Source organism: Rhizomicrobium palustre (assembly GCF_011761565.1).
GTDB lineage: Bacteria > Pseudomonadota > Alphaproteobacteria > Micropepsales > Micropepsaceae > Rhizomicrobium > Rhizomicrobium palustre.
This window is the reverse complement of record NZ_JAASRM010000001.1, coordinates 3,041,727-3,061,399: the sequence shown is the minus strand read 5'-3', so window position 1 is coordinate 3,061,399 and position 19,673 is coordinate 3,041,727. Positions and strand designations below refer to the sequence as shown.

Genomic DNA, 19,673 nt, shown 5'->3' with positions numbered 1-19,673 from the left:
GGATGTTAAGTCCATCGGGGGGCGCCTCCCGCTCGGGAAGGGGAAAAGTATGCCCAGCATTGATTCTTCCGTGATCCGTGAACTTGCCGAATTGCTCACCGAGACCGGGCTGACAGAAATCGAAGTCGAACAGGGCGGCTCGCGTTTGCGCGTGGCGCGCCAGGTGGTCGGCTCCTATATGGCCGCCCCGGCGGCTGCCCCCGTGGCCGCGGCCCCTGCCGCTGCCGCCCCCGCTGAAGCGGCCAAGCCCAAAGGCCCGCCCGCTGGCGCTGTGCCCTCCCCCATGGTCGGTACCGTCTATGTGGCGCCCGAGCCGGGCAAGCCGCCTTTCGTCAAGGTGGGTGACAAGGTCAAGGAAGGCGACACGCTGATGATCGTGGAAGCCATGAAGACCATGAACCCGATCCAATCCCCCAAATCCGGGACCATCACCGAAGTCTGCGTCGCCAACGGTGAACCGGTCGAATTCGGTCAGACCCTGGTCGTCCTTGCATAATGTTTGAAAAAATCCTCATCGCCAATCGCGGCGAGATCGCGCTTCGTATTCACCGGGCCTGTAAGGAAATGGGCATTGCCACTGTGGCAGTCCATTCCACGGCTGATGCCGACGCCATGCATGTGCGTCTGGCCGATGAAAGCGTCTGTATCGGTCCGCCCGCGACGGCGCAGTCTTATCTCAATATCCCGGCGCTGATTGCGGCGGCGGAAATCACCGGCGCGCAAGCCATCCATCCCGGCTATGGCTTTCTCTCCGAGAATGCCCGTTTCGCGGAAATCGTTGGCGAGCATAACCTCACCTTCATCGGCCCGAAGCCGGAGCATATCCGCATCATGGGCGACAAGATCACCGCCAAACAGACGGTGAAAGAGGTGGGTATTCCGACCGTGCCAGGTTCGGAAGGCGCGATCGAAAACGAAGAACACGCCATCGAGATCGCTGAGGGCATGGGCTTTCCCGTGCTGATCAAGGCGACGGCGGGCGGCGGCGGACGCGGCATGAAAGTGGCGCTGAACCGCGATGAACTCTCCTTTGCGCTCTCCACCGCCAAATCCGAAGCCAAGGCTGCTTTCGGCAATGACGCGGTTTATATGGAGAAGTATCTCCAGACCCCGCGCCATATCGAAGTGCAGGTCATCGGCGACAGCTTCGGCAAGGTCGTCCATCTCGGTGTGCGTGACTGTTCTCTGCAGCGCCGTCACCAGAAGGTGTGGGAAGAAGCCGGCAGCCCGGCCCTCAATGACAGCCAGCGCGACGAGATCGGCGGCGTCGTTACCCGCGCCCTTGAAAAGCTCGGTTATCTCGGCGCGGGCACGATCGAGTTCCTCTATGAGGACGGCAAGTTCTATTTCATCGAAATGAACACCCGCCTGCAGGTGGAGCATCCGGTTTCGGAAGCCATCACTGGTATCGATTTGGTGCGCGAACAAATTCGCATCGCGGCGGGCTCCCCGCTTGGCATCAACCAGGAAGACATCACCTTCTCGGGCCATGCCATCGAGTGCCGCATCAATGCAGAAAATCCCTTCACCTTCCAGCCCTCACCCGGAACCATCAAACAGTTCCATATGCCGGGCGGCTTGGGCGTGCGCTTCGACAGCCATATCTATGCGGGCTACAAAATCCCGCCCTATTACGACAGCCTGACGGGCAAGCTGATCGTGCATGGCCGTAACCGCAACGAATGCCTGATGCGCCTGCGCCGCTCGCTCGACGAGCTGGTGGTGGATGGGATCGAAACCACCATTCCCCTCTTCCAGGCCTTGCTCAAAGAGCCGGACATCATCAACGGCGACTACAACATTCATTGGCTGGAAAAATATCTGGCGAAGAAGAAGGCGGGTTAATCCCCGCCTTTTCGGCTTTTTGCACGGTTTGTTTACTTGTAGTTGCTGTGACTCTTTGATCGCCGTGTACGGATCATTAGTATAGCGTTTACATACGTAGACGATGATGCCCCCGCTTATTGATGGGGTTTTTTGTGCACCACGCGGAGCCAAATCGTGCTCAGCACCGAGGCGCCTTCGCGCTGATGCTCTGCCTCACCTTTCTGTGGGGATGCGGTCATTATCTATTCAGTTCACTTACCCCCGAATTCAAAGACCACTTTTCGCTGAACGGCTGGCGCGGGGATGTCATCGCGAACATCTTCGATCTCTTTTATTTTTTCCTGCCTGTCCCCGCCGCAATCTATGCCAGGCAATTCGGCTATAAGGCCGCCATTCTCTTAAGCCTGGGCTGCCTGATGGCCGGCAGCTTCACCCTTTATCCCGCTGCTGAGATGGCCTCTTTCAACACCTATGCCATGGCGGTGAGTTTTCTCTTGGCGGGCTGGGTGGTGCTCGAAAACGCGACCAACCCGCTCATTCTGGAAATGGGGCCGGAGAAAACCGCGGTCCGGCGCCTCAACCTGATGCAGTGCTTTTATCCCTTGGGGGCGATCATCGGTATTGGCGCGGGGTATTGGATTCAAAGCTGGCACCTCACCCTGCCCCATGCGGGAGACGCCATGGCCATCGCCCATCCCTATATTCTGGTGGGCGGGGTTGGATTTATTTTGGCCTTCGCCGTGGAGGAAATCAGCTTTCCGGTTGCGGCGAGCGCGCGCTGCCAAAGCTTCAAAGGCATCAGTGGCGAAATCAAAAGCCTGCTCGCCAACCCCGGCTTTCAACGCGCCCTTACCGCCCAGGCTTGCTGCATCTTCATGCTCGGAAGCATCACGGGCTTCGCATCGGAGGGCGCCACGGCGCTGGGCGTCACCAACGTCGGCCATTTCGGCAGCAACGGCCTGCTCATTTCGATGCTTCTCTACGGCGCGGGGCGGATTGGCGGCTGCCTTTTGATGTTCCGCTATCGCCCGGCCAACCTGCTCGCTTTCGCCATGGTGGTAGCAACCCCGCTGGTGATCGCCGCGAGCCTGTGTAGCGGATCGACCCGCGCCGTTCTGGTGCTCTTCCTCAATTTGCCTCTGGCGATCTGCTGGCCCACCGTGATTGGTCTCACCCTTGCGGGCCAAGGCAGCCGCATGAAAATCGCAGGCGGCCTTTTGAGCACAGCCGGAGCTGCGGGCGGCATCGCTCTGGGATGGACCTATGAATCGCCTGTCGCGGTGCCAGATGGCCTGCGGCTGGTGCTGATGGCGCTGTGTAGTGTGGTGATCACCCGCTTTGCATTAAGCTGCAGCACAGCCAAACACCTCCGCCAGAGACGACTACGCCCACAGTAGCGTTTCCTTAAAGCGGGACAGGTAAGCTTCCCTACGTAACATCCGAGCATTTTCCCGTGTCCGGAATCGCGGCAGCCCCCAAGCGGTATGTCATCGCCTTTCTCTTAACCGCCAGTCTGGTGGCGGTTTGGGGCGTGGGGCACCGGCTATATGATGGGATGATGCCGCTGTTCGTGGGGGTGCTGCAGCTTTCGCCTCTGCAGCGCATGGCGGCCGAGAGTATTTACAGCTTCGTCTATCTTATAGGCGCCATTCCGGCGGCCATTTACGCGCGGCGTTTCGGCTATAAAGCGGCGATCCTTTTGGGCATGGGCTGTGTCGCGGCCGGGGCCTTCACCTTTTATCCCGCAGCCGAAACCAAAGCCTTTTCCTTGCTCCTCGCTGCCGTACTCACCACCGCGATCGGCTGGGTCGCGCTCGAGACCGCAGCCAATCCATTGTTTGTCGCCTTTGGCAGTCCCGAGCGGGGCGTCTTCCGCTTGAATCTGGCGCAGTGCCTTTATCCCCTCGGCGCCATCATCGGAATTTTCGCGAGCAACTGGATCACCCGCCAAGGCATCGTGCTGCCCCAAGCAGGCGCTCATCTTGCTATCGCCCATCCCTATATCGTGGTCGGCGGCTTCGTGCTGATCGGCGCATTTCTGATCGAGGAAAACGAATTTCCCGCCGTGGCGCGCGAACGTGCCCCGGGCTATGCCGCAATCTTCACCGAAGCGGCGCGCCTTCTGAAGAACAAGCTCATCCTTTTCGCCATCCTGGCTGAAGCCGCCAGTGTGATTGGTATGGGCGCCTTGTGGTCCTCGCCCATGCGCTTTGGCTACATCCTGCCGCAGGATTGCTGGTTCGCCACCCATAGCTTCATGGCCAGCATGATCCTCTTCGCGCTGGGACGTTTCGCCGGCACCGCCCTGATGTGGAAACTGCGCCCCACCCGCGTGCTCGGCGGCTTTATGGCGCTGGCCGTCCTCGCCGCAGTCCTCGCCGCACTCAGCCAAGGTACAGCGCAAGGTGTGGCGGGCTTCGCCTTAAGCTTTTTACTCTCCATCACTTGGCCCACCATTTTGGGCATGGCGCTCGAAGGACGCGGGGTGGAGATGAAAACCATCACCGGTCTGGTGGCCACAGGTGGCGCGCTGGGCGGCTTGGTCTTGCGGCCCCTCCACTTCCTTTTAGGGGACACGATGCGTCTTAACTTCGCCGTGGTCGCCGCCGCGAGCCTGTTTATGGCTCTTTTCGCGCTCTATGCTTGCCGCACGAAGGGTAATTCGCTAATCAAACAACGCTAGGTTATTTCCTGACAGGGGACCTGGGTGGGCGATCCAAACCATACCCTTCCTGACCGCCGTCAATGGGCCGCCTTCGCGCTCATGATGGTCCTGGTGACCTTGTGGGGCGTTGGCCATCGTTTCTATGAAACCCTGATGCCGCAATTCGCGCAGGTCTTCGCCTTGACCGGCCTGCGCCGCCCGCTCACCGACAGCGCCTATCAGATCGTCTATATCCTGGGTGCCATTCCGGCCGCCCTGACCGCCCGCGCCTTTGGCTTCAAGCCGACGATCCTGATCGGGCTTGGCTGCATCTGCATCGGCGCCTTCACCTTTTATCCCGCCGCCGAGACTCAAGGCTTCGACTTCTTCCTCTTCGCCACGATGCTTCTGGCCTATGGCTGGATCATGCTGGAGATTTCGGTCAATCCCATGGTGATGGAGCTGGGCAGCAGCCGGACCGCTGTGCGGCGGCTCAATCTGGCCCAAGCAGCTTATCCCATCGGCTCGCTGGTGGGCATTTTCACCGCGCGCTGGCTGATCGACTCCGATCTTGCCCTGCCCAAAGAGGCGGCACGCTATTCCATCGCCCATCCTTATATTCTTTTGGGGGTGAGCGTTCTGGTCTTGAGCGGCGCGGTGGAACATGCGCGCTTTCCGGTCGCGCGGAAAAGCTATCGCCGCCCCACCTCGATCGGCACCGAGTTCAGCGACCTTCTGCGCAACCCGCTCTATGGCTTCGCGATGGCGGCCCAATTCGCCAATATCCTCTCTATGGCGCTCGCCTGGAAAGCCGCGGATAAGAGCTTTGCCTTGGCCTTCGAGGAATTATCGCACGGTGAACTCTCCGAGGTCTTTGTCTTCTGTCTTGTGCTTTTCGGCTTAGGGCGGCTCTGCGCCACTGGCTTGATGTGGGCGATGAGCCCGGAGCGCGTCTTGGAGATCTTCGCGGCGTGCAGCGTGCTGGCCGCGCTAACGGGCGCGATTTTTGGCCCTGGGGCGGCGGCTGTCGCCAGCCTTGCAATGTGCTTCTTCGCAGGCCCCGCTTGGCCGAGCATCCTCGCCCTCGCCGTGAACGGCTTGGGCGAGCGGATCAAGCTCGCTGTGGCCCCCATCGCCATGGCAGGTGCTTTGGGTGCGGTCGCGGCCCGGTTCTTAGTGGATCTGAGCACGCCGCATGTTCTCTTGGTCGCAGCCGCCGGGGCAGCGATCGTCTTCGCCTATGCCGTGACCATCGCCAAGCGCAACGCCGGCAGGGAAGCGCCGGAAGGCGATCCGTCCATCGAAGTCGTGTTCCCGGATAACCGCCGGAATTAGCCGCCTCTTTCTAAGCCATGCCGGAGGCACAGCCCGCCTCCGCAAAACATCATAACATTATATCTTGCATAGCAAGACATCGTGCGATAGATTGTTCCCATGATCGACATCGCACCCTGGCTCTCGCAACTTCGCAAAGGCGCCGCCGAATTGGTGGTTTTGTCCGTGGTGGCGCGCGGCGAATGCTACGGCCTGCAAATCCTGACCGAAGCCAACCGGCAAGGCGACATCGTCGCCGACGGGGCGCTTTATCCCCTCCTCAACCGGTTGGAAAAGGACGGCAAGCTGATGGCCCGCTGGGTCACAGACGACGCCGCCCATCCGCGCAAATATTACAGCCTCACCGCTGAGGGCGAGAAAACCATCGCCGCCATGAAAGAGGCCTGGATCGCATTCCGCACCGCCATGACCGGTGTGGTGGAGAACACCCCATGACTGAACTCGCTCTCACAAATGATAAGGTGAAAGCCTATATCGCCACCCTCTCGCGGGCGCTTACGAGCGTTCCATCCGAAGAGCGCAGCGCCATTCTCGCCGAGATCAAAAGCCATATCGAGGATCGCAGCGCCCAGACCGGCGCCCCCGCCGACGAAGCGCTGGAAAGTCTTGGCGATCCCTTGGAACTCGCCGCCGCCTATCTTGATCAGGCGCGGCTGGAACAGGCGGTGGTACACTCGACCCATAGCATATTGCTGGTGACCATCCTGGAGCGCGCCGGACGCAGCCTTGCCGCTGCCGCGCTTGGATTTGCCGCGCTCTTCTTATTCCTGCTGTCGATCGGCTTCGCGGCGGTGGTGGTGGCCAAACCCATCCTGCCGGAACAGACCGGATTTTGGGTGGGCCCGCATATGTTCGCCTTCGCGATCCTAGACAAGTCCCCGGTTGGCCATGAGTTGCTCGGCTATTGGATCATGCCGATCAGCCTTCTGTGCGCGGTCGGAAGTTTCCTGGCCGCGCGCGCCCTCACCCGCCTCGGCGGCCGCGTGCTGCTGCGTAAGACCAGGATGCTATCGCGCATTTGAAGGAGCGCCGCTGACATCTGCGGGGGCCCTCGGCTATGATGGCGTGATGCACGCGCCGAAAATCACGCCAGAGATCGTGCTCCGCGCCTATGCCGAGGGGCTATTCCCGATGGCGGAAAGCCGGGACGATCCCTCCCTGTTCTGGATATCGCCGGATATGCGCGGGATCTTCCCGCTCGACGGCTTACATGTTTCCAAGCGGCTCGCCCGCACCATCCGCTCGGACCGGTTCACGGTCACGGTGGATACGGAATTCCGCAAAGTGATGGAGGCTTGCGCCACGCCTAAAGAGGGGCGCGAGGAAACCTGGATCAATGATGAGATCCTGGAACTCTACACCGCGCTGTACGCCTCAGGTCATGCCCATTCGGTGGAGACACGGCTTGATGGCGAACTCGTCGGCGGCCTTTATGGCGTGAAACTTGGCGGCGCGTTTTTCGGTGAGAGCATGTTCAGCTTCGTCACGGATTCTTCGAAGGTCGCCCTCGTCCATCTCGTGGCGCGGCTGAGGGCTGGCGGCTTCGCCCTGCTCGACACCCAGTTCATTACTCCGCATCTGGCGAGCCTCGGCGCCATCGAAATTCCGCGCGCGCGCTATCTGGCGCTGCTCAACACCGCGCTGGCGACACCAGCGATCTGGCCGAAATCTTACTGGCCGGCATCTTCAGGCAATGTGGGCATGGCTTCATTGGCGCCCGCATTGGGCGACACCGCCTTGACCGGTGCGGAGGCGACCACCGACGGGAGCTGGCCCGGCGACTTGGTCATGCAGCTGATCACCCACACATCGTAGAGCGGGTGCTGCAGGGCATTGAGGCCCGGCGAAGACGCGTACATCCAGCCCGAAAAGGCGCGGCGGTGGGATTGATCCGGCCGGTCGTCATCGATCTGCAGGAAGGCGCTGGTTTCTGGCGTTTCGCTCGGCGGGGTGGAATAGCAGGTGCGCGCCGTAATCGTGAGGGTGGCGAATTTCACCGGCTTATTCAGCGGCGCGTTAATGACCGAAGCCTTGCCGGTCATCTTGTCGAGGGCGCGCAGTTCCAGCACCGCGTTGGGCGGCGGGCCCACCGGCGTGGTGGGCGGCGCCACCGCTTCTGTCGGCAGCGGCGCGGGAGTATCGGCTGACGGCGCCGCGGCGGGCGGCGAAACAGCTTGACCGGGCTGAGGATCGTTCTGGGCCAAGGCGGCAGCAACGCCTGCCAGGGCAACAGAGGCAAGAACGAGGGCCACGGTCTTTTTCATGGCGTTACGGCTGGCTTGGCGCGGGTGCGGCACTGGAATTGCCAGAGCTGCTGCCCGAGCTGGAATTCACGAACTTATTCAGCAGGCCCATCATGTCGATGGCGCCCTGAGTGTTCTTGATCTGCCCGCCCGCGGCCAGCATCTTGTCGGAGCCGCCCGGCTGGATCGACAGGTAAGAGCCCGAAAGCAGGCCCGAAGAGGTCACCACCAGCGAGGAGTCGTCCGGCACCTTCACATTGCCGTTGATGTCCATATGGATGGTGATCATGTAGTCGGGATTGAGCGTCAGAGCCTTAATCGTGCCGACCTTGACCCCGCCGAGCCGCACATCGGTGCCCGCCGCCAAACCATCCACACGGACCATCTTTGCCGTCAGCTCGTAGCCGTCCATGCGGGCCGAGCCGGTGGTCTGATAGGTGAAGATCACAAACACCACCGCGATGACGATCACCACGGCGCCAATCAAAGTCTCGACAGTTTCGTTATGCATAGGAGGGCTCGTTACGCATTGGGACTCCAGGCTTCATAATCGCCGGTCGCGGACTGACGCACGCCCTCGGCGGCCAAACTACCGCGGGGATGATACGCTCCTGCGGTGCCGCTCAAATTCGGCAAATAGTCCTTCTCCCATGATTTCTTTTTAAGATCCGCCGCGGGCGGTTCATCGACGGTGTGATGCAGCCAGATGTGCCATTCCGGCGGCACGAAGGAGCCTTCCACCGTGTGCTTATAAATGACCCAACGGCGCTTGCCGTCCTTGGATTGGTAATAGCGGTTGCCAAAACCATCTGCCCCCACGGCCACGCCGCGGAACCAGGTGTTGAGGAGCGTGCCGATGGTGGCGCCGTGCCACCAGGAAAAGATCATCCAAAGGAACTTCATCAGCGACTCATGGGACGTGGATTCGTGGGGAATATAGGGACCCGCACCGCCCGGGCCAAGCAAAGCCTGACGAAATCAGGCCGCTAAATTGACGACACAGCCATGACAGAAGCCGGTCAGTTAGGCGACTGTCCACAACCCACCAACAGGGTAACCGGTGCCTGTGCGCAGCCGAATGCAAATATATTTTCTGCGCAATTTAGCACACCCGCTTGACTCGCGGCTTTTTCGCGGCAGACGGTCCCACCAGATATAGTGTCCACAGCCGCGTTTACCACTTATCCCTTGCCTGTCCGGGAAGACCCATTCAATACTTGGCCCACGTCGCCGCTCGCGACACCAAATCTGGCGGACACACCGAAATCTCCCCGCCGGGGCTCAGTTTGACCAAGCTGAAGTCCCGCGGATGGGAAAGCTGTCCCCTTTTTGCTGCCGGGAGCGTTCGAGGCGGGCACATTTCGCGGAATGTCGAGGGGATCATGCGTATTCATCGTCACTACACCAAAGAAGCCCACTCCCCTTACGACGGCATCGCCTTCCGCACGGCGACCTCGGAAATCCGCAACCCGGATGGCTCCATCGTCTTCCGTCAGACCGATATCGAAGTGCCTGAGCATTGGAGCCAGGTGGCGTCCGATGTCTTGGCCCAGAAGTATTTCCGCAAAGCGGGCGTGCCCGTCGCCCTGAAACCCGTGCCGGAAGAAGGCGTGCCGGAATGGCTGTGGCGCCAGACACCGGACAGCGGCGAGACGCGCGGCGAAACCTCGGCCAAGGAAGTCTTCCACCGCATGGCCGGCACCTGGACCTATTGGGGCTGGAAGGGCAATTACTTTGACGATGAGGCCGACGCCAAGGCCTTCTACGACGAGCTTTGCTACATGTTCGCCGCCCAGATGGCGGCCCCCAACAGCCCGCAATGGTTCAACACCGGCCTGCATTGGGCCTATGGCATCGATGGCCCCAGCCAGGGCCATTATTATGTGAACCCCAACACCGGCCGCCTGGAACGCTCGCGCACCGCTTATGAGCATCCGCAGCCCCATGCCTGCTTCATCCAGTCGGTCCAGGACGATCTCGTCAACGATGGCGGCATCATGGACCTTTGGACCCGTGAAGCGCGCCTCTTCAAATATGGCTCGGGCACGGGCACGAACTTCTCTGCCGTGCGCGGCGAAAACGAAAAGCTTTCCGGCGGCGGCAAATCCAGCGGCCTGATGAGCTTCCTGAAGATCGGTGACCGCGCTGCGGGCGCCATCAAATCGGGCGGCACCACCCGGCGCGCCGCCAAGATGGTGATCGTAGATGTCGACCATCCCGATATCGAAGCCTTCATCGAATGGAAGGTGATCGAAGAGCAGAAGGTCGCCGCCATGGTGGCCGGTTCCAAGCTCGCCGAAAAGCATCTGAAAGCGGTGATGAAGGCGGCGGTGAACTGCCAGGGCTCGGGCGATGATTGCTTCGATCCCAAAAAGAACCCTGCCCTTCGCCGCGAGATCAAAGCCGCGCGCAAGGCGATGATCCCCGACAATTACATCGAGCGCGTTATCTCCTTCGCCAAGCAGGGCTATAAGGATATCGACTTCAAGACCTATGACACCGATTGGGATTCGGAAGCCTATCTCTCGGTCTCGGGCCAGAACTCGAACAATTCGGTGCGCGTCACCGATGAATTCCTCTCCGCGGTCTTGAACGACGAAGAGTGGTATCTGACCGCCCGCCGCGACGGCAAAGTGGTGAAGACCATCCGCGCCCGCGAGCTGTGGGAGAAGATTTCCAACGCGGCCTGGGCCTGCGCCGATCCGGGGATTCAGTTCCACACCACCATCAATGACTGGCACACCTGCCCGGCTGGCGGCGATATCCGCGCCTCCAACCCGTGCTCGGAATACATGTTCCTGGACGACACGGCCTGCAACCTCGCCTCGCTGAACCTGATGATGTTCCGCGCCGAAGAGAACGGCCGCAAGGTATTCGACGTCGCCGCCTTCCAGCATGCCGTCAAGCTCTGGACCATCGTGCTCGAAATTTCGGTGATGATGGCGCAGTTCCCCTCCAAGGAGATCGCGCAGCGCTCTTACGACTACCGCACGCTGGGTCTGGGCTTTGCCAATATCGGCGGCTATCTGATGAGCGCCGGTATCCCCTATGACAGCCGCGAAGGCCGCGCCATTGCGGGCGCCATCACCGCGCTGATGACCGGCACCTCCTATTTGACCAGCGCCCAGATGGCGAGCGAGATCGGGCCCTTCCCCGAATACCGCGCCAATGCCACCGAAATGCTGCGCGTCATCCGCAACCATCGCCGCGCCGCCTATGGCGAGGTGACAGGCTATGAACAGCTCTCCACCAATCCGGTGCCGCTGGATCTTGCCGCCATTCAGCAGAACGAGCTCATCCGCGCCGCCAAACAGTCTTGGGATGATGCCCTGACGGTCGGCGAGCGCTATGGTTTCCGCAATGCGCAGGCGAGCGTGATCGCGCCGACCGGCACCATCGGCTTGGTGATGGATTGCGACACCACCGGCGTCGAACCTGATTTCGCGCTGGTGAAGTTCAAGAAGCTCGCGGGCGGCGGCTATTTCAAGATCATCAACCGCTGCGTTCCCGAAGCCCTGCGCACGCTTGGCTATGACCAGCGCCAGATCGACGATATCGTCGCCTATGCGGTCGGCCATGGCACGCTGGACGGCTATACCGGCGCCCTCAACTACGAAGCCCTGAAAGCCAAGGGCTTTGGCGTGGAAGAGATCGCCAAGATCGAAGCCTCTCTGGAATCGGCCTTCGACATCCGCTTCGTCTTCAACAAATGGACGCTGGGCGAAGCCTTCTGCGTCGAGACGCTGAAGATCTCCGAAGAGGTGCTGGCGAGCCCCGATTTCGACATGCTGAAGACGCTCGGCTTCGGCAAAGCCGATGTCGATGCCGCCAATCTGCATGTCTGCGGAGCGATGACGCTGGAAGGCGCGCCGCATCTCAAGGCCGATCACCTGCCCGTCTTCGATTGCGCCAATGCCTGCGGACGTATCGGCAAGCGCCTCCTCTCGGTGGAAGCCCATATCCGCATGATGGCGGCGGTGCAGCCCTTCATCTCGGGCGCCATCTCCAAGACCATCAACATGGCCAACAGCGCCAGCGTGCGCGAATGCGGCGAGGCCTATCTCCTCTCCTGGAAGCTGGGCCTGAAAGCCAATGCGCTTTATCGCGATGGCTCCAAGCTTTCGCAGCCGCTCGCCAGCCAGGTCTTCGACTTTGATGACGAAGATGAGGAAGAAGAGGATAAGCGCGAAGCTTTGATCGCCGCCCCGGTTGCCCAGCGCACCACGGTGGTGACCGAGCGCATCGTCGAGAAGCTGGTGGAAAAGGTCATCCGCGCCCGCGAACGCGAGACCCTGCCCGCCCGCCGCAAGGGCTATACCCAGAAAGCCGTCGTCGGCGGTCACAAGGTCTATCTGCGCACCGGCGAATATGAAGACGGCCGTCCCGGCGAAATCTTCATCGACATGCATAAGGAAGGCGCCGCTTTCCGCAGCCTGATGAACAATTTCGCCATCGCGATCTCGATCGGCCTGCAATATGGCGTGCCGCTGGAAGAATTCGTCGACGCCTTCACCTTCACCCGCTTCGAACCGGCGGGCATGGTGATCGGCAACGACTCCATCAAGAACGCCACCAGCGTTCTCGACTACATCTTCCGCGAGTTGGCGGTTTCCTATCTCGGCCGCAACGACCTCGCCCATGTGCCGCCGCATCATGATGAAGACCTTGGCGGCGGTGTCGCGGAAGGCCAGAAGGCGCAGCCCGCCATCAGCCGTACCACCTCGGCCGGTTATGTCCGCGCCAATGTGCATCGCCTCGGCGTGGTGCGCGGCGGTGCCGCCGCGGCCGCGGTGAAGATGGAAGCCACGCATGAACATGACCACGAACATGATCATGACCACGATCACGACCATGAGGATTTCGTGGAGATGGCGACGGTCGATCTTTCGGAAATCGCCTCCAGCGTGGAAGCCTCTATCGCGGCGGTGGCCGAAGCCTCCCCGGTGGTCTCCTTGGGCAAGCCTGGATCAGACATTCATGCGCGCCGCGCCGAAGCCCGCATGAAGGGCTATGAAGGCGATGCTTGCGGCACTTGCGGGAATTTCACCCTGGTGCGCAACGGGACGTGCATGAAGTGCAACACCTGCGGCTCGACCAGCGGCTGCAGCTAAGACGACGCTTCTCCTGAGCGAAGTGACGAAAGGGGCCGGAGAAATCCGGCTCTTTTTGTTTTGGCTCTTTCACCTCCCCCTAGCGGGGAGGTCGAAAAATTGGGCGCGCAGCGAACGATTTTTCGGGTGGGGGAAAGCAGCTGGGATGTGCCTCAACCGCTTCCCCCCACCCGAAATGCTTCGCATTTCGACCTCCCCGCAAGGGGGAGGTAAAAGTGGCTGTTACCTCTTCTTCCGCCGAAGCAGGCTCATCCCCGCAAGGCCGCCGCCGAGGAGCGCGAGGGTGAAGGGCTCGGGCACTTCAGGCGGATTCTGCGGCGGGATGAAGGCCGTGAGCGTGGAGGTCACCGACGACACCGTGCCCAGATCGGCCAAGATTTCGCTGATCTTGAGCGAGGTCAGGCCGAGGCCGAAATCGGCGTGGCTGATGCTCGTGTTGGTCAGGTTCGGCCCGTTCTTCACCTGCGTGATCACATCGCTCGCCAACGGCGAGGTCGTGAGCGTGCGGGTGGACTTGCCTACCGTCTGGGTGAAATCGGCGTCGATGCTGGTGAAGCCCGCGCCAATTCCGGTGGGGCCGGTGATCGCGACTTCATAATCCCAGCTATAGATCTTGGCTGCGGGCTTGCCCGCCTTGAACTTGCCGTCGAAGGAGATCTGGTAATAGTCGAGACCACCCAGCGTGTTGGTGTTGAAGCTGATCGATGCTCCCACCGGCAGGTTGGCGATATGGAAGTTGCCGTAGGTGAGATCGTTCACCACTAGGCAAGAGCCCGAGGTGAGCGACGCGGCAGCGACCGAACCGCCATCCCCAAGATTGGTGGTGCTGAGGCAGGTTGGGCTGGCGAAGGCTGCCCCCGCGGATAATGCGCCCGCGAAAATAAGCCCTAGCGTTGTTTTGAGAAGTTTTTTGGTCATCCCGCTCTCCCAGACGAGGCGACGAGCTATTCGGCGCCATTCTGCTGAAAAGGTTAGCAACCGTCATGCCAGCCGAACGGCGTTTGATTTTGCTGCGAAATCCGCCGCCTCCGTCATGAAGTTGTAAGCGGCAATTACAAATCTGTGACATCGCCCCAGCGACATCCCGTTAGAAAAAATGACACTGCTCTGCGCAGGGACTTTCGGGGTCTGGCATACAGGTTGCGACGACACCCCTGCCCGTCTCATTCCGGAACAGCCATGCCTTGCCTTATCTTTGCTTTTCTCGCCTTTTTCGCCCTTTTCCTGGGGGCGCAGGCGGCAAGCCCCGAGGTAAAGCCCGGCCTCAAATGCCCCCATTGCGTCTTTGCGGGCCAGGACCTTTCCAACCAATGCGTCAAAGGCGGCAATCTGGAGGGGGCCGATTTCTCGGGTGCCAAGCTGGTCATGGCCTGCATGAGCGTGACCAATTTCCGGGGCGCCAAGTTTACCGGGGCCGATCTTTCCGGCGCGAATATCTCCATGTCCAAACTCGACGGGGCGGATTTTTCCGGCGCGGTCTTCTCAGCCACCCAGGCGCGCGGCACTGATTTCACCCATGTGCGCGGGCTGACCCAGGCGCAGCTGAGCGGCATGTGCGGCGATAAAAAAACCCGCCTTCCGGCGGGTCTTTCTATTCCGATGTGTGATTAGAAATGGATGGCCGGGTCGAGCCCGGCCATGACGGAAGGGTTACCCTTCCTTCCACTTCAGCACGGGCTTCCTCGAGGCAGCCGTTTCATCGAGGCGGCGGCGGGGGGCAAGACGCGGGGCGCCGTCAAAGCGCTCGGTCTGTCCGGCCTTGGCTTCCAGCGCCATGGTCTTCAGGACATGGATGAAGCTGTCGACGCTTTCCTTGGATTCGGACTCGGTCGGCTCGATCAGCATGGCGCCATGGACGACGAGCGGGAAATACATCGTCATCGGATGGTAGCCCTCGTCGATCATTGCCTTGGCAAAGTCGAGGGTGGTGACGCCGGTGTCCTTCAGCCATGTGTCGTCGAACAAGGCTTCATGCATGCACGGGCCTTCGAAGGGGGCGCTCATCACGTCCTTCAGGCTCGCCAGCACATAGTTGGCCGAGAGCACGGCGTCTTCGGATGCCTGACGGATGCCGTCGCGGCCATGGCTGAGCATATAGCTGAGCGCACGGACGAACATGCCCATCTGGCCGTGGAAGGCACTCATGCGGCCGAAGGGCTTGGCCCCTCCCGGCAGACCCTCGCGGGTCTCGATCAGGCGCAACCCATCCTTATCGGCGACCAGGAGCGGCAGCGGCGCGAAAGCCGCCAGACGCTCGGAGAGGACCACCGGACCCGCGCCCGGACCGCCACCGCCATGGGGGGTGGAGAAGGTCTTGTGCAGGTTGATGTGCATGGCATCGACGCCGAGGTCGCCCGGACGGACGCGGCCCGCGATGGCGTTGTAATTGGCGCCGTCGCAATAGAAGTAGCCGCCCGCGTCATGCACCATTTCTGCGATAGTGATGATGTCGCGCTCGAAGAGGCCGCAGGTGTTCGGGTTGGTCAGCATGAAGGCCGCCACATCCGGACCGAGCTTGATGCGGAGATCGTCGAGGTCGACGCGGCCTTCCGGCGTGGCCTTCACCTCTTCCACCGTGAAGCCCGCGAAGGCGGCGGTGGCGGGGTTGGTGCCATGGGCCGATTCCGGCACCAGCACGCGCAGGCGCTTCTCCCCACGCGCTTCGACAGCGGCGCGGATCGCGAGCAGACCGCAGAGCTCACCATGGGCGCCCGCCTTGGGCGACATGGCGACCGCCGGCATGCCGGTCAGGGTCGTGAGCCATTTGGCGAGTTCGCTGATCAGCTCCAGCGCACCTTGGCTGGCCGAGGCCGGGGCCAGAGGATGCAGGTCGCCGAAGCCGGGCAGCCGCGCCATCTTCTCGTTGAGGCGGGGGTTGTGCTTCATGGTGCAGGAGCCGAGCGGATAGAGCCCCGCATCGATGGAATAGTTCTGCTGCGACAGGCGCACATAATGACGGACCACCTCCGGCTCGGAGAGACCCGGCAGGCCGATGGCGCCCTTGCGGCGAAGCCCGCCGAGGCGGTCATCGGAGACGGTGACCTCTTCCAGATCGACGCCGCATTGGCCCGAACGTCCGAGTTCGAAGATCAACTTTTCTTCGTGGTCCAAACCCCGGTCACCGGAGATGGTGGCGAGGCTGGCAACTTCCGCCGCGCCCGGCTGAGAGGGACGGCCTTGAGAGTTCATCGCCATCACAGCACCTCCTTCAGGGCAGTCACGAACGCGTCGATGTCTTCGTCGGTGTTGGTTTCGGTCGCGGCCACGATCAAGAGATCGCGCTGATCGCGGTCGGCGGGGGCAAGGCGCGAGGCGGGCACGCCCGCCAGAATCCCCTTGGCCGCCAGCGCCTCGACCACCTCAGCGGCGGGCTTCGGCAGGCGCAGCGTGAACTCGTTGAAGAAGGTCGATGTGACCAGTGACACCCCCGGAACCGTCAACAACTTATCCACAAGGGTGGTGGCGCGCTGGTGATTGATTGCGGCGAGACGGGTGAAGCCACCCTCGCCCAAGAGGCTGAGGTGAATTGTGAAAGCCAGCGCGCAAAGCCCTGAATTCGTACAGATATTGCTCGTCGCCTTATCGCGGCGAATGTGCTGCTCGCGGGTCGAAAGCGTGAGGACGAAACCGCGGCGGCCTTCGGCATCCACAGTTTGTCCACAGAGCCGGCCCGGCATCTGGCGGACATATTTCTCGCGGGTCGCGAAAAGACCGACATAGGGCCCGCCGAAATTCAGCCCATTGCCGAGCGACTGACCTTCGCAGACCACAATGTCGGCGCCCTGCGCGCCGGGGGATTCAAGAAGCCCAAGGCTGACCACTTCAGTGACCACGACGATCAGCAAAGCACCTTTAGAATGAACCGCTTCGGCGATGTTCTTAAGACCCCGCAGCAGCCCGAACACGTCCGGAGTCTGGACTACGACGCAAGCAGTCTGATCATCGACCAGGCTGGCGAGGTCTTCTTCGGCACCCGGAATGGCGGGCGCGCGCAGAACGCTGCCATGCAGGTTCGCGACGGTCTCGACCGTCTCGGCATATTGGGGATGCAGGCCACCGGAGAGGATCGCCTTGCCCCGCTTGGTGACGCGCTGGGCCATCAGCACCGCTTCCGCGGTACCGGTGGAGCCGTCATAGAGCGAGGCATTGGCGACATCCATGCCGGTCAGCATGGCGACCTGGGTTTGGAATTCGAACAGCACCTGCAACGTGCCCTGGCTGATTTCCGGCTGGTAGGGCGTGTAGGAGGTGAGGAATTCCGAGCGCTGTATAAGGTGATCCACCGCTGCCGGGACGTGGTGCTTATAGGCACCCGCGCCCAGGAAGGACGGCACCGCACCCGACGCCGTGCTCTTGGCGGCCATGGCGGCAAGCTTGCGCTCGACGGCCAGCTCGCCCTGATGATCCGGAAGATCGAAGGCCGAAACCGGCACCTCGGCGGCCTTGGGGACATCCTTGAAAAGCGCGTCCACACTCACCACCCCGATGGTCTCGAGCATGGCGGCGCGGTCGGCCTTAGTCAGCGGCAGATAACGCATCTATTAGTGGTCCTTCGCGAAATCGAGATACTGCTCGGCGGTCATCAGCCCATCGAGCTCGGCCGGGTTGGAGAGCTTCAGCTTGAAGAACCAGCCCTCGCCTTCCGGATCGGCATTGACGCGCGCCGGATCATCGGCGAGGTCGTTGTTGCCCGCCGTGACGGTGCCGGAGACCGGCGAATAGACTTCGCTCGCCGCCTTGACGCTTTCCACCACCGCGGCCTCGCCACCCTTGGCGACGGTCTTGCCGACAGAGGGGACTTCCACGAACACGACGTCACCGAGCTGCTCGGTGGCGTGGCTGGTGATGCCGACGGTGCCTTCATCACCCTCGACGCGGATCCATTCGTGCTGGTCCGTGTAATAGGTCTTCGACATGGGTCAGGCTCCTCGCTTGTAGCGGTTGGGGACGAAAGGCATGGGGGCCACTTTGGCCGGGACGGGTTTGCCGCGGACGATGAGGTCGATCTCGCTGCCATCGGCAGCAAAGGCAGACTCGACATAGCCCATGGCGACCGGGGCATTCAGGCTGGGGCCGAAGCCGCCCGAGGTGATCTTGCCGATGATACGGCCGGTCTTATCGGCGATCTCGGTGCCCTCGCGCGCCGGGGCGCGGCCTTCGGGGCGGATACCGACGCGCTTGCGGGCGGTGCCGTTAAGAACCCGCTCCATGATCTTGTCGGCAGCCGGGAAGCCCTTTTCGGTCTTGCGGCGCTTGCCGATGGCCCAGACGAGATTGGCTTCGGCGGGATCGGTGGTTTCGTCGATGTCATGGCCATAGAGGCAAAGACCGGCTTCGAGGCGCAGGGAATCGCGGGCGCCGAGGCCGATCGGCATCACATCCGGGTCGGCGAGCAGCGCGCGGGCGAGCTTTTCGGCATCCTGGCCGCCGACGGAGATTTCAAAGCCGTCCTCGCCGGTATAGCCGGTGCGGCTGACGATGGCCTCCACACCTGCCACTACGGCGCGGCGCACGCGCATGAAGGTCAGGCTGTCGATGCCGGGCGAGAGCTTTTCCAGCACCGCACCCGCGGCCGGGCCTTGCAGGGCCAGAAGGGCACGGTCGGGACGCTGTTCCAGCGCCACCTCGCCCGCCAGCTCGCGGGAGATATGGGCGAAGTCGCTGTCCTTCATGGAGGCGTTGACGACGAGATACATCGCGCTCTCGCCTGCCAGCCGCGAGGCCATGAAGTCGTCCTTGATGCCCCCTTCAGCATTGAGGAGCAGGCCATAGCGCTGCTGACCTTCTTTGAGGCCAATGAAATCCGACGGCGCCAGCTTCTCGAGCGCGGCGGCGGGATTGGCGCCATGCAGGAAGGCCTGGCCCATATGCGAGACATCGAACAGCCCGGCTTTCTCGCGGGTGTGCAGATGCTCTTTCAGGATACCAGCCGGATACTGCACCGGCATTTCATAGCCCGCGAAGGGGACGAGTTTGGCGCCAAGCTCCACATGCAATGCATAGAGCGGCGTACGGCGTAAGGCTTCAGCGTCGGTCATAAAGGCCCAATGACGTTTGAGATGAGCGCCTTCCGCGTCCTCGCGGAATCCGCGCCCCTCTGTCATTGGACCTGAGAGATTTCCCCCTGACCGCTTGGCGGATCGGGGTTACCCCTTCGGTGAGACACGCTGAACGCGCATCTGCTTTCCAGAAGTTCATCCCCTTCGCGGTCCTTTTGCCTGAGAGTTTCCGGGGCGGTTGCTCCTTCGGCCTTCGCCTTCGGCTTCGGCCCGACAAGTCGGCCTTCGCAGAACGCGAGGGCTGGAACTGTCTGCCTTGGCAGAAGGAAAACGTCTCCCGCGAGGGATCGTTTGCTCACCACAAAACCGGCGCCTCCCGGCGGGGCCTTGCGTTGGGGGGAAGTATCACGAGGGGGGGATGGAGTGTCAACGAGAAGGCAGTGATTGTTTTTGCGGCAGGAAAGTTATCCCCCACCCTTCGCCAGTTCCCCACTCCCCTTGAGGGAGAGGAAGA

At 61.7% G+C, this 19,673-nt stretch carries 17 protein-coding genes, 1 pseudogene and 1 riboswitch; of the genes and pseudogenes, 10 read left to right on the top strand and 8 right to left on the bottom strand.

All coding sequences use genetic code 11. The features are described from left to right. Positions 1–49: 49 nt before the first annotated feature. From accB to aat, 8 genes are all read left to right on the top strand, one after another. The gene (accB, locus tag FHS83_RS13560) at positions 50–496 is read left to right on the top strand and encodes an acetyl-CoA carboxylase biotin carboxyl carrier protein (RefSeq protein WP_167083481.1); all 447 of its coding nucleotides are present in this window, start codon (positions 50–52) and stop codon (positions 494–496) included. Next, on the top strand, positions 496–1,845 hold the full coding sequence (accC, locus tag FHS83_RS13555; RefSeq protein WP_167083480.1) for an acetyl-CoA carboxylase biotin carboxylase subunit: 1,350 nt from the start codon (positions 496–498) through the stop codon (positions 1,843–1,845). The genes accB and accC overlap by 1 nt, the downstream gene beginning before the upstream one ends. A 185-nt stretch (positions 1,846–2,030) precedes the next feature. Beyond that, positions 2,031–3,224 carry a sugar MFS transporter gene (locus FHS83_RS13550; RefSeq protein ID WP_167083479.1) on the top strand — a complete coding sequence of 398 codons (1,194 nt, stop codon included), beginning with the start codon at positions 2,031–2,033 and terminating at the stop codon, positions 3,222–3,224. Positions 3,225–3,280: 56 nt separating this feature from the next. Beyond that, a complete protein-coding gene (locus FHS83_RS13545; RefSeq protein WP_167083478.1) occupies positions 3,281–4,510 on the top strand; it encodes a sugar MFS transporter in 1,230 nt (409 codons plus the stop codon). Between the two features lie 24 nt (positions 4,511–4,534). Continuing rightward, positions 4,535–5,806 carry a sugar MFS transporter gene (locus FHS83_RS13540; RefSeq protein WP_167083477.1) on the top strand — a complete coding sequence of 424 codons (1,272 nt, stop codon included), beginning with the start codon at positions 4,535–4,537 and terminating at the stop codon, positions 5,804–5,806. A 99-nt stretch (positions 5,807–5,905) separates the two neighbouring features. Next, positions 5,906–6,241 (top strand): PadR family transcriptional regulator, encoded by a 336-nt coding sequence (locus FHS83_RS13535; protein WP_167083476.1) that lies wholly within the window; start codon positions 5,906–5,908, stop codon positions 6,239–6,241. Then, positions 6,238–6,828 carry an HAAS signaling domain-containing protein gene (locus FHS83_RS13530; RefSeq protein WP_167083475.1) on the top strand — a complete coding sequence of 197 codons (591 nt, stop codon included), beginning with the start codon at positions 6,238–6,240 and terminating at the stop codon, positions 6,826–6,828. Before FHS83_RS13535 ends, FHS83_RS13530 begins: the two co-directional genes overlap by 4 nt. 46 nt (positions 6,829–6,874) lie before the next feature. Then, positions 6,875–7,621: a leucyl/phenylalanyl-tRNA--protein transferase gene (gene aat / locus FHS83_RS19470; protein WP_167083474.1), complete on the top strand. Its 747-nt coding sequence runs from the start codon at positions 6,875–6,877 to the stop codon at positions 7,619–7,621. Positions 7,622–7,656: 35 nt separating this feature from the next. Here aat and FHS83_RS19925 read toward each other — a convergent pair. The 3 genes and pseudogenes from FHS83_RS19925 to FHS83_RS13510 form a co-directional block, all read right to left on the bottom strand. Continuing rightward, positions 7,657–7,848 (bottom strand): annotated as a pseudogene (locus FHS83_RS19925) (DUF2155 domain-containing protein); the annotation flags it as partial. A gap of 226 nt (positions 7,849–8,074) precedes the next feature. Further along, positions 8,075–8,560 (bottom strand): MlaD family protein, encoded by a 486-nt coding sequence (locus FHS83_RS13515; protein WP_167083473.1) that lies wholly within the window; start codon positions 8,558–8,560, stop codon positions 8,075–8,077. A gap of 11 nt (positions 8,561–8,571) precedes the next feature. Continuing rightward, entirely contained in the window at positions 8,572–8,952 is a 381-nt protein-coding gene (locus tag FHS83_RS13510; RefSeq protein ID WP_167083472.1) for an NADH:ubiquinone oxidoreductase subunit NDUFA12, read from the bottom strand. 479 nt (positions 8,953–9,431) lie between these two features. Here FHS83_RS13510 and FHS83_RS13505 point away from each other — a divergent pair, with 479 nt between their 5' ends. Next, positions 9,432–13,160 (top strand): vitamin B12-dependent ribonucleotide reductase, encoded by a 3,729-nt coding sequence (locus tag FHS83_RS13505; protein WP_167083471.1) that lies wholly within the window; start codon positions 9,432–9,434, stop codon positions 13,158–13,160. Between the two features lie 222 nt (positions 13,161–13,382). Here the strand turns inward: FHS83_RS13505 and FHS83_RS13500 are convergent, their stop codons facing one another. Further along, positions 13,383–14,078, bottom strand: coding sequence for a PEP-CTERM sorting domain-containing protein (locus FHS83_RS13500; protein ID WP_167083470.1), 696 nt, complete (start codon positions 14,076–14,078; stop codon positions 13,383–13,385). Positions 14,079–14,339: 261 nt separating this feature from the next. Between FHS83_RS13500 and FHS83_RS13495 the strand changes: the two genes are divergently transcribed. Continuing rightward, a complete protein-coding gene (locus tag FHS83_RS13495; RefSeq protein ID WP_167083469.1) occupies positions 14,340–14,771 on the top strand; it encodes a pentapeptide repeat-containing protein in 432 nt (143 codons plus the stop codon). A 39-nt stretch (positions 14,772–14,810) separates the two neighbouring features. Here FHS83_RS13495 and gcvPB read toward each other — a convergent pair whose 3' ends face one another. Genes gcvPB through gcvT form a run of 4 tightly spaced genes read right to left on the bottom strand, consistent with a single transcriptional unit; the run spans position 14,811 to position 19,198 of the window. After that, on the bottom strand, positions 14,811–16,355 hold the full coding sequence (gcvPB, locus tag FHS83_RS13490; RefSeq protein WP_167083468.1) for an aminomethyl-transferring glycine dehydrogenase subunit GcvPB: 1,545 nt from the start codon (positions 16,353–16,355) through the stop codon (positions 14,811–14,813). Beyond that, complete coding sequence (gcvPA, locus tag FHS83_RS13485; RefSeq protein WP_167083467.1) at positions 16,355–17,698, bottom strand: aminomethyl-transferring glycine dehydrogenase subunit GcvPA; 1,344 nt, start codon at positions 17,696–17,698, stop codon at positions 16,355–16,357. The genes gcvPB and gcvPA overlap by 1 nt, the downstream gene beginning before the upstream one ends. A gap of 3 nt (positions 17,699–17,701) precedes the next feature. Next, positions 17,702–18,076: a glycine cleavage system protein GcvH gene (gcvH, locus tag FHS83_RS13480; RefSeq protein WP_167083466.1), complete on the bottom strand. Its 375-nt coding sequence runs from the start codon at positions 18,074–18,076 to the stop codon at positions 17,702–17,704. 3 nt (positions 18,077–18,079) lie between these two features. Beyond that, the gene (gene gcvT, locus FHS83_RS13475; RefSeq protein WP_167083465.1) at positions 18,080–19,198 is read right to left on the bottom strand and encodes a glycine cleavage system aminomethyltransferase GcvT; all 1,119 of its coding nucleotides are present in this window, start codon (positions 19,196–19,198) and stop codon (positions 18,080–18,082) included. 49 nt (positions 19,199–19,247) lie between these two features. Further along, positions 19,248–19,360, bottom strand: a riboswitch (glycine riboswitch). Positions 19,361–19,673: the final 313 nt, after the last annotated feature.